Genomic DNA, 15,524 nt, shown 5'->3' on the forward strand with positions numbered 1-15,524 from the left:
TACAATGGAAAATCATACATTATGATGAAAAATGATACAATTCTAGGGGATTATAGTTGCGGAAGTGGGTGTGATAAGTGTGATTATTTAGGAGAAAGATTGGAACGCAAATGACGCGAATGACACAAATAAAGCCCCCTCACTACATAGAGGCAAAACCTACCGAAAGGTTAAATTTGTGTCATTTGCGTCATTTGCGTTCCAAATCAGACCGATATTTAGTTACTTTATTTCTATCCTCATGGGAGATTCCTTTTTATACTCAACCTTTTCCTGATTGGCATTGATGTTCTTGAAAACAATGTTTCCGGATCTTTCCCCTTCCACATTCACCATGATCTCTCCGGCGGGGAGTTTGAAATGTATATCCTCGAACAGGATGTCTTTTCCATCCAATATGTGAATGTCATTGTGCTGCGATTCTATCGTCAGCTTCCGCATCGTAAATCCGGCGGCATCATTCAGGGCACCGATTAATTTCCTGCATTTGATCTCTCCATTTTCCACCACTACCTGGTTGAAAGGTATTTCGGGAATACCATTGGCGGTAAAGAACTGGTCGGCTGATTCTACAATGAAATCTTTGATCAGGATATTCTTTACATCAGGCGTCAGCCGGTTTACTTTTCTTGCCGGATAGCGTGCGGCCAGTTCGCCCATATAATAAGCACTGCCCAACAAATCCCAGGTAAAGGCTTTTCCTACATTGATCATGCGCAGTCTCTCATAGTACGTGTTGTCACTGCCTCCTCCACGGTTGCGTCGTGTCTTGAAACGGATGCCGGTACGGGTTCCGTCGAATACACAATCGTGTACATACAGATTCTTGATCACTCCGGCTGTTTCACTACCACAAGTTATCCCGCCATGTCCATGCTGGGCCAGCGAGTAGCGGATAACTACATTTTCTGTAGGTTTGCCTACACGTAATCCGTCTTCTGCTCTACCGGCTTTCAGGGTAAAGCAATCATCACCACAGTTCAGCGTGCAGTATTCAATCAGTACATTTTTACAGGATTCTATGTCAATGCCGTCTCCGCTGGGCACCTTGGTGGAGTTGACGGTAATGCCTCTTATAATTACATTCTCGCAATAAATGGGTACCACATTCCACAAGGTACTTCGTTCCATCGTGATCCCTTCTATTAATACATTGGTACAGTTGATGGGAGAGATTGTTTTAGGACGATAGAAAGTCCTGCCTTCCATACCGTCATAGATACGTTGTTCTATAGGCATGTCCCACGGAACATCTTTTTCTACCACTGAAGCACCGTTAGGACGTTTTCTGATTTCAGCATCCATAGGTGGTCCGTAGATGGTTCCTTCTCCCGTAATGGCGATGTTGTTTTCCCCATTGGCGTAAATAAAGGCGGCCGGCCCCATTATTTCTACCCCTTCATGGCGTGTGAAAACCGCCGGCAGATAATCTTCCGCGCAACCGGAAAACTCTAGTTCGGCTCCTTTGGCTAAATGCAGATTGACATTACTTTTCAGTACAATACGGGCCGATTTCCATTTTCCCTCAGGAATGACGACTGTTCCTCCTCCTTGTTTGCTGACTTCGGCAATCGTCCGGTTCACTAAATCTGTAATAGGGGCATCTTCTGTCATTCCTTTGTCTTTCATATTGACGATGAAATCAGGGAAAACGGGACGCTTCAGCTGAGGCATATTGAAATAGGGATTCTTGATCGGAACGATATTCCGGGGCATGGCTTGTGCACCGACTTCATTTAAATAGGGGATAGCCGGTTTCAGTTCTGCTGTCAGTTTATCCAATACTTCCGGATTCGAGTTTGCTTGTATTGTTCTGATGTTATGAAGACTTGTGTCGCTTCGGACAGTATATAAAGATTCCCCATTGGTAATTTCATTGATATGGGATGGGGTATAGTTTTTTTGATTATCAGTTTGGATATTTGTATTTTCTATCTTTTGAGCGACACTTTGTGTGCTTGCCATACATATCCCGATACACAGTCCCCAAAAAGCGTTTCTTGTCATACTTAGTCTTTTAAAAGTTAAATGGCCTTCATTTTGCGGCTCTTATAGGTAATGACGTTTATAGATCGAATTTGTAACCATTGGATTTGTTCTTATTTTTATAAAGCGGTTCGATGTCTTCTTGTTTGTCTGTAAAGGGAAGAAAAAGGTTGTTTTTATAGGAGTCAAACCAAAATATGTTGTATATTTGAAGGCGAAATAATCAAATACCTATGAAAAAGTATATTATAACTCTGCTGTTTTGCACGTTGTTCTGTCATCTGGGCATTGCTCAAGGTTTGAAATCCGTTTCTATTCTGGGGGATTCTTATTCCACTTTCGAAGGCTATGTTCAGCCCGATACTAATTTTGTATGGTATCTGAAGACGCCTCCTAAAGGACGGAAGACAGATATGGTTTCTGTACGTAATACCTGGTGGCATCAGTTTATTAAGGAGAACAACTACCGTCTTTGTGTGAATAATTCGTTTTCCGGTGCTACTATTTGCCATACCGGTTACCGTTCGGAGGATTATAGCGACCGTTCTTTCATCACCCGGATGAAGGCATTGGGCTGTCCTGATATTATTTTTATTTTTGGCGCGACTAATGATTATTGGGCAAAATCTCCTTTAGGAGAGTATAAGTATGCGGATTGGTCTAAAAAAGATTTGTATTCTTTCCGCCCTGCCATGGCTTATATGCTGGATACAATGATTGATTACTATCCTAATGTGGAGATTTATTTTTTGTTGAATGATGGTTTGGGAAACGAGATAACTGAATCAGTCAGAACAATTTGCAAACATTATCAGATCGATTGCATCGAATTGAAAGAGCTTGATAAGATGAGCGGCCATCCTTCGGTGAAAGGGATGAAACAGATTAGTGAACAGGTGAAGGCGTATATGAATTCCCGGCAGAATTGAGTATGACGGTTTATGTGGTGATTATTTTAGAGGAATAATGATAAACAGTTTCCGATGATATTTTAGTGAAAGATATACTGGTTGAAGTATATTCTCTCACTAAAATATGCCTATCACTTCTTATTTTACAAAAAACAATCGTCAAATGGCTTTCAGTTATAATCCGATCTCGATGGTTAGAGCAGGTAAACCGGAAAGTTTTTTCATTGTGATTTCATTAAAGTTTCTTTTTTAGCCTTTAAAAATGAAGAGAGCTTATTAATTTCGCTTCTATACTTTCGTTCGTTGACCCTGTTCTTATTTTCTTCTGGATCTATGTGATGGTCAAACAACATTCGAGAATGAATCTTTTCTTTTTGTTTCCATTCCGCATAGTTGTATCTATTGCTAACAGTATTGTCCCCTCCTTCCCATTGGATATATACTTGGTCTTTTATTTTTGCTTTTAAATTTGTTAAAATAGGAACAAAACTAGTGCCATCTAATTGATTCTTTGGTATGGGCAAATGACAAAGTTCACATAGTGTCGGATATAAATCTACGAATTCTACCATGGACTTAGTCTTTCCTTTTTTCAATCCGGGAACACGTACAATTAAAGGAACGTGAGTAGAACGATCCATTAAATTATGCTTACCGAGAAAGTTATGTTCCCCTAGATGCCAGCCATGGTCTCCCAGTAATACAACGATGGTATTATTTGCTAAACCTAACTCATCCAGAGCGTCCAGTACTTTCCCTATTTGCGCATCAACATAACTCAGACAAGCATAATATCCATGTTTGGCTTCTTTCTGAAAAGAAATATCATCTGCTGTGGTGGTACGTGCGTAAGCGTAGATTTCTGTAGAGTTTTTAACCTCATTCGGTAGATCTTTAGGACGAAAACGATTGTTAGCAACTGGAATTTTCTCTCGGTCATATAAATCCCAATATTTTTTAGGGGCATTAAAAGGTAAATGTGGCTTCCAAAATCCACATGCCATAAAGAAAGGTTTTCCTTGTTCTTTTAAACGTTTTAAGTCTGCAATGGCTTTTAATGCCAGTTTTCCGTCATCATAAGCGGTGTCAGGTACTTCAGCCCACTCACAGAAAGGTCCACGCATTGTTTTGGGATTGATAGTTCGTGCGGAGGCTTCATTCATCCATAATTCCCATTTATTGTATTCTGCCCAATATACATCATATCCGTCGGGATGTTTACGGTAAGGGGGTTCACTCCATGAATTAGCATGATCTGAAAGATGGTGGAAAACCTTGCCGTTTGAGATTGTGTAATAGCCATGTGATGTAAACCATCTTGATATCGGAATTGCGGTCGGGCAATCTTTGCTGGCATAAGCGGAATAGTTGACAAAACGATCTGGATAGTGTGGATACACTCCTGTTAATAAGCTGGCGCGTGAAGCTCCACTTACTGGGATATTGCAGTAAGCGTTCTGAAATAATAACCCGCTGGCGGCAAAACGGTCAATATTGGGGGTCTTTACTTCTTTTACCCCATAGCATCCTAACTCAGGGCGCATATCGTCTGCCATCAAGAATAGAACGTTCATTTTCTCTGTCTGTGAAAATACAGACAGAGAAGAGAAGGCAAGCATTGAAATGCTTGAAAACAAAGTGTATTTTAACTGCATAATTTTATTTATTGTTTTCCCATCCAGGATTTTGTTCGAGAGCAGGATTGAGTGCCAATTGATTTAGAGGAATTGGATTTAGATAGTAATGTTCCAACCACCCTATGGGTTTCTCGAAATAATATACATATCCTTCATTGTTGGATGGACCATTCATAACTTTTACATTAAATTCACTTGCATCTTTTAAATAGACTCCAGTAGGTTGTTTGTTTACATAATGTCCTTTTTTCCATCGGCGTAAATCGTCCAGACGAGTTCCTTCACCCATTAATTCAACGCGGCGTTCACGGCGGATTTCCCATAGTAAAGGATTTACATCTTGATCTCTGTCAGGATCAAAATCTGTGGTAATATCTGTCAAGACCATGTCGGCCACGTGAGCACGTTTCCTCAGTTTGTTAATAGTTTTATCTGCTATAGATTGATCGAATAGCCCTAGTTCATACATTGCTTCGGCATAATTCAACAGTATCTCGCCGAGTCTGAATAGGGGAGCGTCTGTAGTACAAACTCCATTGGCAGTGCTGGCATCGGTATGGGTATTATAGTATTTCCATACCCAGAAACCCATTTGGCTGGCATTCCATCCCTGTCCCCAATTGACATTTTTAAAATGGGGTTGCCCTTTGGTTATAAAACCTTTGAAATTAGATGTCGGCAACCGGTGATAAGTTTCTTTAGAAATTGTTGCCATCAAGTCAATATACTCGCGTTCAGAGGGATTATCTGTGAACTTCCATTGAGTAGTAGAGGCACTTGCTAGACTTACCATATAGGGAGGACATACTGTGTGATATAGACGATAATCCCTGTTGCGGAACTGGGCATACACATCTTTGTCACCTCCGTATGTGGTACTGTTTTTGATAGGATGTCCGTCACTGCACAAATAACTGTCCACGGCATCTTTGGTTGCTTCTATTTGTGACTCGCCGGTTCTTACCATACGTGTGAGTCCATGGCATAGCTGGCTGGTAGCATACTCTTTGTATAGAATAATTCCATTGATGCCAGCTAAAGACTCTGAGTTGAAAAGTTCTTCATAGTTGGGGTGTAGGGTAGTATATTTATTCATGACTTCCTTGGAAGCCCGTGTACATTCTTCTAAATAGGTTGTGGCATTTGGTAGGGCATGATATTTTCTCCATGTCCCTTCAAACAAACAAAAACGGGAGATTAATGATTGTACTACAGCTCGATTGATTGTATTATTGCCATCTCCGTCTACTTTGATATGTTCTTCTGCGTATTTCAAGTTATTCAGAATATTTTGGGCCACAACATCCCGTGGGTCTCTAGGGAAATATAGTTCCTCGCTGTCTTCTGATAAGGTATGTTCTACCCATGGTAAGTCTCCATATAGAGACAACATTTTAAAATATTTATAAGCGCGAAAAAAATATCCAACACTTCTCCAGTGTGCTTTTTCTGCATCATTCATGGATGATTGGTCTATATTGTCCAACATTAAATTTACCCGGCGGATGTATTCATAATCCCATGAATCAGAGGATGCAGGTACCTTAGCTTTTTGATACGCCCATTGGCTTTCATTGCCTGAGACATGCTTGATCATATTGTCAGCTTCATAATCTCCTTTAAAGATTTCATCAGTTTGTCCTGTTTTATATGCATAGCCGAAAAAGACGTTATACAGTCCCCAAGAGTAAGTCTTGAAGTTTTCATATGATCGGAAAGAGGTTAATTCCGTTTGTTGATCTTTAGGATATACCTCCATAAAATCATTATTTAAACAAGAGTTCATCAACAGGAAGAGTCCTGCTGCTACTATATATTTTTTCATAATGTCAGCTTTTATTATAAACTTAAATTAATACCAAATGAGAATTGACGCATATAAGGATAAGTAAATCCACGTTGTCCCAAATTGTCTGTTACTACACGTTCAGCATCTATCCCTTTGGGCAGATGATCAAATGTAAAGAGGTTCTCTCCACCAAAAAATACTGATAAGTTAGTAATACCCAGTGGCTTGATCAGTTTTATGGGGAAGGTATATGATAAACTGATATTGCGTATGCTCAAATATGCTCCATTTTGCAAAAAACGGGTTTGTGGTTTTTGATTGGCTTTAGTGTTTCCTTCTGCCTTTTCATATAAACGTGGGAAATAACTGTTTGTATGTTCTGGAGTCCAGTAATTCAATTGAGAGTCAAACAAAGTTGAGTAAGCATCGTAATGTGGATAGAATAGCTCGTTCATGAGCCAAAGATCCCGTTTGCCGACTCCTTGTAAAATAAATGACAGTGAAATACCTTTCCATGTTGCACCACCACGAATTCCGTATTGATATCTGCGAGTATCATTACCGATAATACGAGTGTCGCCTGGTTCGTTTGATGTGTTTTTACCATTGTTTATGATACCATTCCCATCAAAATCCACATAAAGTATATCTCCCGGATTAGGATTATAACCTTCCACTTTGGGAATATTGTTTTTTAACTTTCCTTGACTGTCAAAATCTTCGGTAGTATATAAGCGGTCTGTAGTATACCCCCATATTTCACCTAATTCCATTCCTTTCCGGTAAATCAGATTGTCATCCGAATCTTTTCCTAGTAAGCCTACCTCATTGTCGTATTTTGTGATTTTCGTACGCGAGTCATATAGGTTAAAACCTAAATAATATTGCACATTGCCGATACGGTCATTCCAATCCAAGGATATTTCCCAACCTTTGGCGCGTAAGTCGGCAGAGTTTTGTAATGGGGCTTTGGCACCCAATACTCCTGGAAGTTCCATACCTGGAGCCAACATTCCTTTTGTATCCCGTTGGTACCAATCAAATACAACATTTAGGCGGTTATTAAACAGTCCTAGGTCAAATCCGAAATCCAAGGTACTAACTTTTTCCCAAGTGAAACTATTGCTGACTAGGGCTGGAGGAGCCAATGTTGTAGTAGCTTGTCCGTTTACAACCCAATTAGCCAATGGAGAATCCATGCCAGGAATAAAAGCATAAGGTTCTATACTTTGATTACCGATATTACCATAAGAACCTCTCAATTTTAAGTTAGAAAGAAAAACTTTATTCCATTCCATAAATTGCTCTTCACTGACACGCCATCCTACGGAAACAGAAGGAAAGAAGCCGAAACGATTTTCTTTAGGGAATTTCGAAGAACCATCATAACGCCCGTTTGTTTCGAGTAAATATTTACCGGCATAAGAGTAATTTATCCTATAGAATAATCCTCTGACATGGTATTCTTCAAATTCATCACTGTTTTTATAATCTCCTGTAGCTTGTGATAATGAGGGTAAATCTTCGTTAATCATATCTGTGCGTGACGCTTTCATCATCTTATAGGAATTGCTTTCCTGATTGAAACCAGCCATAATTCCAATGTCATGTTGGCCTAATGTTTTGTTGTAATTGGCATATACATTAAAAGCATTATAATTGGTTGCCCGATTTTCTATTTCATATTTCGAATTTGAAACAGACTGTTCTTTGCGGAAGTTAGCTCCGTGAGCATAAGCAAATTTCTTATCGAAAGTTGTGATTTCTCTGGTCTTTCTATTAAATGTATATTCACCGATTATTTTCAGATCTTTGAACGGAGTAATAGTCAGCTTGCCAAAGATGCGTAAATCGTTTCTGTCATTTTCTTTAGGTGCTGACAGATTGATGAAATTATGAGGAGTATTGATAGGCAAGATTTCACCATCCAGTTCCATATTACCTAATGGAAAATAAGATGGAAAGGCTACTGCTGCTCCCCAAATACCATAAGAAGCTGAAGTATAGGGAAGTTCTGAATGTGAATTCGCATATTTGATGTCTAACTCTGGAGTAATCCAGGAATGAATGTCGGAGCGGATGTAAGATGATATATTATAACGTTTATATGAGTCTTTGTCTGTAACAAGAATTCCATTTTGATTCACCATACCGGCTGACATTCTGTAAGATATTGATTTATTACCTCCTCCAACAGAAATGTTATGTGTTTGTTGAAAACCTGTTTCCATCATGTCGTTTAAGAGATCTGTTTCTTGTAAACTGTATCGAAGTCCGTCTACAACGGCATAACCGTCAGGATAATTGCTTGAATTAGTATTATATTCTTTCAATAACTCTAACCAGGTATCTACATTTTGTCCTGTCTGATATGATACTGTTCCCATATCTTTATAAGCTTGTACTGTTTGTAACGGAGTTGCTTTATGGGGTAAATTACTGGGCTTACTGAATGAGAAGTTATTAGAGTAGTTGATAGAGAAGCGAGTGTCTTTCATTCCCTTTTTAGTGGTAACTAGGATAACTCCGAATGCAGCGCGTGCACCGTAAATAGCCGAAGATGCGGCATCTTTTAATACAGAGATAGATTCAATATCATTAGGATCCAGCATATTTATGTCCATCTCTACATTGTCAACTAATACAAGCGGGGCACCTTCATTGATGCTGTTCACTCCACGGATATTGAAAGACATTTCAGCACCGGGTTGGCCTGATGTGCCTGTTACCTGCAGTCCCGGCATTGCTCCCATCAGTACATTACTAACCGAAGTGACAGGACGATCACCCAATATTTCATCCATTTTTACACTGCTTACTGCTCCTGTCAGGTTGGCCTTTTTTTGTACGCCATATCCTACGACTACTACCTCTTCCAAAGTTTCAGTATCTTCCTTTAATACAACATTAAGTTCTTTCTTTCCAGAAACTTTCACTTCTTGAGAAACATACCCGATATAAGTAATCTGTAAAACGGCATCTTTGGGAGTATCCAGAACGAACCGCCCGTCTATATCTGTGATTGTACCAGTTGACTGGCCTTTTACGATGACATTGGCACCGATTATCGGTTCGCCATTCGCATCTTTCACAATACCTGTCACCTTATTTTGTTCTTGCTGTATTCCTTGCACAATCTCAGTAGAAAGAATGATTTTCTTTTCAAGCACCGAATACTTCACATTCGTTCCTGCGAAAATCTGATCCAATATCTTGAAGATATTATTGTTGTTTGCCGAAACTGATACAATACGTTTCAGATCTACGTGTTTATTGTTGAAGAAGAAATCAAACCCCGATTCTTTTTTCAGCTTTTCCAACACAGTGCCAACTGTTTCATTACGCACTTCAAGACTGATCATGGTCTTTTGCGCATACGACTCTGCCGCATAAGTCATACTTAGCGAACAGATTAAAAAGAGTACACTCAGTTTCATAGGTAATGGAGTTTTATTTAAGATTAACCTACACGACTTTATCATCCATAATAATTGGACGCTAAAATAAATTTTCATAATTTTGTAATTGAGATAAAGTGAATAAAATGTTGTCTTTGCTTGTCGCCAAACAAGCATGGAAAGATGATTTTTTCATACGGGGTGATACGCCAATATCCTCCCGTATGTTTTTGTTTAGGGAGCCTGTTGTCTGTTCATTTTTCTAGTATTTAAATTAAGGGTTAAACGTATATTAGTACACTTCTATTTTCAGCTTTTCCGTCTTTATATCTGCACTGTCAATGTAACGCCAGCGTATGTGGGAAGAAATCCGGAAATATTCCATAATACGCTCCAGACGCTGATGGGTGAATGTTCCTGTGAACGAACAGCCTTTCAGCCCCTTGTTGGACAATACGAATTCCACATTGAACCGCTTTCCAAGCATGTGCAGCACTTCATCCAACGGAGTGTCATTAAAGATAAGCTTGCCGTCTTTCCATGAAATCTCCGATTCGCCCGAGGTAGCGTAGCACTTGATATCTCCGGTTTGTGGGGAATAAACCAGCTTCTGTCTGGGGGAGAGCATACTCTTTTGAAATTTTCCTTTGCTATTCTTATAAATAAACCCTACGCTGCCTTCGATAAGCGTGGTGGAAATGGGAGTTTCATTACCGTATGCTTCCACATTAAAACTTGTTCCGTACACTTCCACCTGCGAATGGTGAGGGGTGGAAACGATGAATCGTTTCCGGGGGTGTTGGGTCACATCGAAATAAGCTTCACCGTTTAATTCCACTTGGCGCACATCGCCGGCAAAAAAGGTGGGATAGCGGAGGGAGGATTCCGAATTGAGGTGAACTACCGTGCTGTCCGGTAACAGGACGGAGGTAGTCATGCCTGCATTGGTTTTTATTTCCACCATCTGAGCGGTGACTACCGGCTGCTGTCTGTCCGGATACAGAGCCAATACACCTATCAGGAGGGGAACGGACAGGATGGCCGCAATGCGTTGTGTCCATCCCCACCAGGACAGGTTTCTAACTTTTGTTCTGCTTTTTACCTTGTCTAATGCCTTTTCCGTATCTATCTTCTTTGTGATGTGCTGTGTGTCTACAGCCAGATAGAGCGTATTCAGCTGCTTGGCTATACGCAAATGCTCCTCATCGGCATTCAGCCAGGCTTCTATCTGTTCGTTCTCCGGCGGAGTGGTGTTTCCTTCGAAATACTTGGTCAACAAAGTTTCTATATCGGTATGGTTTTCCATGAATTATACTTTAATGTTTTCCTTTATATTATTAAGACAAGCGAGAATGAAAGGTATCTAAACGAAAAATGCTTTTTTTTTAAAAAAAAGTTTTTTCCGATAAAAACAACTATCTTTGTACACAAGGAAAACAGTTATTATACTATGAATCATACCGTGGAAGACTTGTCTTTGTTTAATGCTCTCCGACAGGGGGATGGTAATTCTTTTGACCATTTATTCAGAAGGTACTATCCTATGCTGTGTGCCTATGCTCACCGCTTGGTGTCGCTGGAAGATGCCGAAGAGATTGTTCAGGAGGTGATGTTATGGCTGTGGGAGAATCGTGGGGATTTGATAATCGAGTCTTCATTGAATCAGTATTTGTTCAAAATGACTTATCGGAGGGTCTTGAACCACTTGACGCGGGAACAGGTGAAAACCAAGGCGGAAGCTGCCTTTTATGAGCGGACACAGGCGGCATTGTGTGAAGTGGACTATGGTCGTTTTGAGGAATTGGACCGGAAAATAAAAGAGGCGATGGCTGCTCTTCCCGACAGTTATCGGGAAGCCTTTGTGATGCATCGCTTTAAGGAACTGAGTTATAAAGAAATTGCTGAAGTGCTGGATGTGTCGCCACAGACGGTGGCTTACCGCATCCAGCAGGCATTGAAGCTGCTTCGTGTTTCCTTAAAGGATTACTTGCCTATGCTGGTATGGCTGGTGGGCTGAAAAGTATCTCCCCCGGAGTTTCCCCTGTTTTTTCTTTCAAATCCTTCAGCCTCTTCGCAAACGCCCGTCAATAAAGAAAAGCGGCTGAAGAATTTCCTCCCGGAATTCCTTCAGCCTAGTGTAGAAGTTTCAGCTCTTTATGGTTTGAGCTTCGTTTGTAGAAGTTTTCTATTATATTGTTTCGTTGTATATTTACTTTATTGTCAGGTCCGTGTCGTTTGTTGCCGATACGTTTTCCGTTTCGTTCTCCGGTTCGGGCAATTTCTCTTTTCCGTAGAATCCCGGCATCGGTTCATAGATGGGGTTGCGCGGAATGGAGATATTGCGCAGTTTTTTATCTTTCGCCAACTGAGCGATATAACGTCCCGCGGTAGCTCGTGTCAGTCCGCATAACGATTCAAACTTCCGGCGTGTCAGCACGCTGTTTGTCAGGAAGTATTCCGTCAGTGCTTCGTCTATACTCTCTTTGGTTACCGGCATGGAGTGCGGCTTGTATTTCGAACGCTCGGTCTTGACGTCGCTCAACTGATGCTTCAGGTATTTGTCCGCACGGAATGTCACCGATTTGAATTTCACCTTGTTGGCACGTGTGGAGCTTGGTGTCCGTGTCTCGGGGCAGGTAAGCGATATATGGAAATATCCTATCCCTTCGATATGTACCCGGGCACCGTCCTTCAAGTAGTAGGCCAGTTTCTCGCTGAGCGAGATAATGGTTGCCTTGATGTCCGCCACGGTGAGCGAGGAGCCGTACTGTATTTCCCGCGCCAGATAGTCGGTGTTGATGCGCTGCCAGTTTACTACACGGGCGTGATAGCGCTTCTTGCGCGTACCTATCGTATTGGGTGATTCATAAAATTCAAATTTGATAGCCATTCGCTTATTTGTTTTTATCCGGTTGTTTATGCTTTCTTGTACGGAAGAGTTTGCTGCAACTTCCTTTCAAGTTAATCGTTTCACTTTAGTGATGAAATAATATCACTTGAGTGATGAAGTTGTATCACTTAGGTGATGAAACTTCATCATTCTAGTGAAACGATTAACTTGACGGTGCAAAAGTATGAAATAGTCTTGATAAAAACGAATAATTTCCCAGTTATTTTCGCTTAGTCACTTTTTTGCGGTAGTGTGGGGTAAATGCTTGTAAAAGGGCATTTTGAGTGTTATCTTTGTGATATTACACAACCCCAAATAATGAAAAAGGATGAAAAAATTAGTGGAAAATTTACTGAGTTGGTGCAAAAAGAGTATGAAAATGAGGAGATGCGTGGGAAAAAGCACGGCTCCGGTTACCGGGCAGTCGGTGGGGCAAACCGGAAATGCGGAAGGGGTGTTGCCTTCAACGGCTACGGAAACGGTGGATGAAATTGTTCTCCCAGCGGCTGTCGAAACAGCTGGCATGGTAGAAACTATCGATGAAAAGGCGGCTTTTGGCAAATCGGGGCGCAAGAAGCCGGAGAATATGCTGGATGCCTTGCAACGCTTCTTGACCATACGCTATGATTTCCGTTACAATCTTCTCACTGAACAGACGGAGTATCGTGGGAAAGAGATGCCGGATGAAGAGTATGCCATGGTGGCTCAACGTGATTTGAATACATTCTGCCTGGAGGCGCGTACCGGTGGCATCAACTGCTGGGATAAGGATGTGAGCCGTCTGCTCCATTCCAGAAAGGTGGAAAACTATCATCCTTTTCTGCATTATATGAGCCACTTGCCTCAATGGGACGGGGTGGATCGTGTTACTCCGCTGGCCGTGCGTATATCGCGTAAGCCGATGTGGGTGAAAGGGTTTCACCGTTGGATGCTGGGTGTTGCCGCCCAATGGCTGGGGCAGGCGCAGGATTGCGCCAATGCGGTGGCGCCTATGTTGGTGAGTCGTGAGCAGGGGAAGCGCAAGTCTTCTTTTTGCAAGATTTTGATGCCCAAGGAACTTACACCTTATTATATAGATAAGTTCGACCTGACGAGCGAGAGTGGATGTGAACAGAAACTTTCGCTTTTCGGACTGATCAATATGGATGAGTTCGACAAGTACCGTGCCGGGCAGATGCCTGCCTTGAAGAATCTGATGCAGACGACCACACTGACTTTCCGCAGGGCACATCGTCCGGCATTCAGTCATCTGCCCCGTATCGCCTCTTTCATCGGTACGTCCAATATGACGGACCTGCTGACTGATCCCACAGGAAGCCGCCGTTTCCTTTGTGCGGAAGTGGACGGCAAGATTGACTGCACACCGCCCGATCATGCGCAGCTGTTCGCCCAGCTGAAAGCGGAGCTGGCCGGAGGAGAGCGTTACTGGTTCTCGGAAGAGGAAGAAAAGGAGATACAGCACAGCAACCGGAATTTTTATAAAATGCCTGCCGAACAGGAATTGTTTTTGCGTTGTTTCCGGATGCCGCAGGAAGGGGAGTTGTCCAAGCCCTATACCACGACGGATTTGTTCAATTATTTGCAGAAACATTATCCGGCGGCCATGCGTGGGGTGACTCCGAACCGGTTGGGCAGGATGATGGTTGCATTAGGGATACAGCGTGTTCATACTGAGTATGGCAATGTGTACCGGCTGGTGAAGCTGAAGGATTCTTCCGCGGCCTGAAACTTTTTCCCGGTGTGATCCTTCAGCCGGAACGCCCTCCTGCAAAGGGTTTGCGGGAGGGCTGAAGCTTTTGAAGGATTTTTCAGGGGGAATCGTATAAGGGGAAATAAATGAAAAATATTGCTTGGCGATTTGTTTGTTCGACTTTTTTAGTGGTGGCGTTTTTATCTATAAAAACATGGAAGTGACAGTTTACATATTTATTGCATTGTTTCTTCTTGGGATTGTCCGGAAACGAGATGCTCCAAGTTTCATGCTGCTCCGGGAGATACTTTGCAGTTGAAAGTTTCCTTCCGGTCGGACAGCATAGGGGTGTTTGTCCGTGAATTTCATATCTATGGCAACTTTTCCTTTTTGCCACTTGGTCTGACGGTGGAGGGCGATTGCATATAAGGCAAGCTCATAGCATATAAGAGAAAGAATTAACAGGATAATTTTGTTTTTATCGAAGGTTTATTGCTAACTTTGCTCTACCATCGTAATATGGATGAAAAGCACAACCGATATACAAATGAGCAAAATGTCTGGAAATTCTTTTAATGATATCTATACCTCTTATTATAAGAAGTCTTTTTTCTTTGCCAAATCATACGTTCATAATGATTTGGCGGCAGAAGATATTGCCTCCGAGGCATTAATAAAGTTGTGGGAAAAGTTGAAGGCCGAGCCTGTTGAAGAGAAATATATCTTACCATTGTTACTGACAATTTTGAAGAACAAGGCTTTGGACTATCTAAAGCACGAGGAGGTAAAACGCAGTGCTTTTGAAGTGATGGTCGACTGGCAACAACAGGAATTGTCTATCCGTATGTCTGCCTTGGAAGCGTGCAATCCTGATGAGATTTTTTCGGAAGAAGTGGAAAAAATCATCAGTGCTACTTTAAGTACCTTGTCGGAACAGACCCGACGGGCATTTATTTTGAGCCGTTTTGAAAATAAATCCAATAAAGAGATTGCCGAAGAGATGGAAATCTCTATAAAGGGGGTGGAATATCATATATCAAAAGCATTGAAAGTACTGCGGGTGACTTTAAAAGATTATCTTCCTTTATTTTATTTCTTCTTTTATTATTAAGCCTGACCGGATAGGGATACGGATGTTTTTGAGGACAAAAATGATTTTTTTATATTTTTCTTCATTTTCTTTTAGGGTAGTTTCTTCTTGAGTCGTTTCTAATAAAACAGCA

Annotated in this window: 11 protein-coding genes; 5 read left to right on the forward strand and 6 right to left on the reverse strand. The window is 41.4% G+C overall.

Annotation, left to right across the window (positions count from 1 at the left end; translation table 11 throughout):
• Positions 1-222: 222 nt before the first annotated feature.
• Positions 223-2,007, reverse strand: a complete 1,785-nt coding sequence (locus tag BVU_RS08990; RefSeq protein ID WP_011965316.1) for a glycoside hydrolase family 28 protein — start codon at positions 2,005-2,007, stop codon at positions 223-225.
• Between the two features lie 212 nt (positions 2,008-2,219).
• Between BVU_RS08990 and BVU_RS08995 the strand changes: the two genes are divergently transcribed.
• A complete protein-coding gene (locus BVU_RS08995) occupies positions 2,220-2,915 on the forward strand; it encodes an SGNH/GDSL hydrolase family protein (protein ID WP_011965317.1) in 696 nt (231 codons plus the stop codon).
• Between the two features lie 203 nt (positions 2,916-3,118).
• On the opposite strand, the gene BVU_RS09000 is transcribed toward BVU_RS08995, so the two are convergent.
• From BVU_RS09000 to BVU_RS09015, 4 genes are all read right to left on the reverse strand, one after another.
• Positions 3,119-4,552: a sulfatase gene (locus BVU_RS09000; protein ID WP_011965318.1), complete on the reverse strand. Its 1,434-nt coding sequence runs from the start codon at positions 4,550-4,552 to the stop codon at positions 3,119-3,121.
• Positions 4,553-4,556: 4 nt separating this feature from the next.
• Positions 4,557-6,359, reverse strand: coding sequence for a RagB/SusD family nutrient uptake outer membrane protein (locus tag BVU_RS09005; protein WP_011965319.1), 1,803 nt, complete (start codon positions 6,357-6,359; stop codon positions 4,557-4,559).
• 14 nt (positions 6,360-6,373) lie between these two features.
• Complete coding sequence (locus tag BVU_RS09010; protein ID WP_041174434.1) at positions 6,374-9,760, reverse strand: TonB-dependent receptor; 3,387 nt, start codon at positions 9,758-9,760, stop codon at positions 6,374-6,376.
• A gap of 253 nt (positions 9,761-10,013) precedes the next feature.
• Positions 10,014-11,027, reverse strand: coding sequence for a FecR family protein (locus BVU_RS09015; protein WP_005842818.1), 1,014 nt, complete (start codon positions 11,025-11,027; stop codon positions 10,014-10,016).
• A gap of 144 nt (positions 11,028-11,171) precedes the next feature.
• Here BVU_RS09015 and BVU_RS09020 point away from each other — a divergent pair, with 144 nt between their 5' ends.
• Entirely contained in the window at positions 11,172-11,738 is a 567-nt protein-coding gene (locus BVU_RS09020) for an RNA polymerase sigma-70 factor (protein WP_011965321.1), read from the forward strand.
• 192 nt (positions 11,739-11,930) lie between these two features.
• On the opposite strand, the gene BVU_RS09025 is transcribed toward BVU_RS09020, so the two are convergent.
• Positions 11,931-12,611, reverse strand: a complete 681-nt coding sequence (locus tag BVU_RS09025) for an HU family DNA-binding protein (RefSeq protein WP_005842814.1) — start codon at positions 12,609-12,611, stop codon at positions 11,931-11,933.
• 328 nt (positions 12,612-12,939) lie between these two features.
• On the opposite strand from BVU_RS09025, the gene BVU_RS09030 reads away from it, so the two are divergent.
• From BVU_RS09030 to BVU_RS09035, 3 genes are all read left to right on the forward strand, one after another.
• Positions 12,940-14,337, forward strand: coding sequence for a DUF3874 domain-containing protein (locus BVU_RS09030; protein ID WP_011965322.1), 1,398 nt, complete (start codon positions 12,940-12,942; stop codon positions 14,335-14,337).
• A 207-nt stretch (positions 14,338-14,544) separates the two neighbouring features.
• Complete coding sequence (locus tag BVU_RS21510) at positions 14,545-14,730, forward strand: DUF1573 domain-containing protein (protein ID WP_234209344.1); 186 nt, start codon at positions 14,545-14,547, stop codon at positions 14,728-14,730.
• Positions 14,731-14,824: 94 nt separating this feature from the next.
• On the forward strand, positions 14,825-15,412 hold the full coding sequence (locus BVU_RS09035; RefSeq protein WP_041174435.1) for an RNA polymerase sigma-70 factor: 588 nt from the start codon (positions 14,825-14,827) through the stop codon (positions 15,410-15,412).
• Positions 15,413-15,524: the final 112 nt, after the last annotated feature.

The sequence above is a fragment of the Phocaeicola vulgatus ATCC 8482 genome (assembly GCF_000012825.1).
Lineage (GTDB): Bacteria > Bacteroidota > Bacteroidia > Bacteroidales > Bacteroidaceae > Phocaeicola > Phocaeicola vulgatus.

Excerpts from the sequence above, each read along its gene's own strand:
- BVU_RS09020 (WP_011965321.1), top strand. The coding sequence starts at position 11,172 with ATGAATCATACCGTGGAAGACTTGTCTTTGTTTAATGCTCTCCGACAG.
- BVU_RS08995 (WP_011965317.1), top strand. The coding sequence starts at position 2,220 with ATGAAAAAGTATATTATAACTCTGCTGTTTTGCACGTTGTTCTGTCAT.
- BVU_RS09025 (WP_005842814.1), bottom strand. The coding sequence starts at position 12,611 with ATGGCTATCAAATTTGAATTTTATGAATCACCCAATACGATAGGTACG.
- BVU_RS09010 (WP_041174434.1), bottom strand. The coding sequence starts at position 9,760 with ATGAAACTGAGTGTACTCTTTTTAATCTGTTCGCTAAGTATGACTTAT.
- BVU_RS09015 (WP_005842818.1), bottom strand. The coding sequence starts at position 11,027 with ATGGAAAACCATACCGATATAGAAACTTTGTTGACCAAGTATTTCGAA.
- BVU_RS09030 (WP_011965322.1), top strand. The coding sequence starts at position 12,940 with ATGAAAAAATTAGTGGAAAATTTACTGAGTTGGTGCAAAAAGAGTATG.
- BVU_RS09035 (WP_041174435.1), top strand. The coding sequence starts at position 14,825 with ATGAAAAGCACAACCGATATACAAATGAGCAAAATGTCTGGAAATTCT.
- BVU_RS09005 (WP_011965319.1), bottom strand. The coding sequence starts at position 6,359 with ATGAAAAAATATATAGTAGCAGCAGGACTCTTCCTGTTGATGAACTCT.
- BVU_RS08990 (WP_011965316.1), bottom strand. The coding sequence starts at position 2,007 with ATGACAAGAAACGCTTTTTGGGGACTGTGTATCGGGATATGTATGGCA.
- BVU_RS09000 (WP_011965318.1), bottom strand. The coding sequence starts at position 4,552 with ATGCAGTTAAAATACACTTTGTTTTCAAGCATTTCAATGCTTGCCTTC.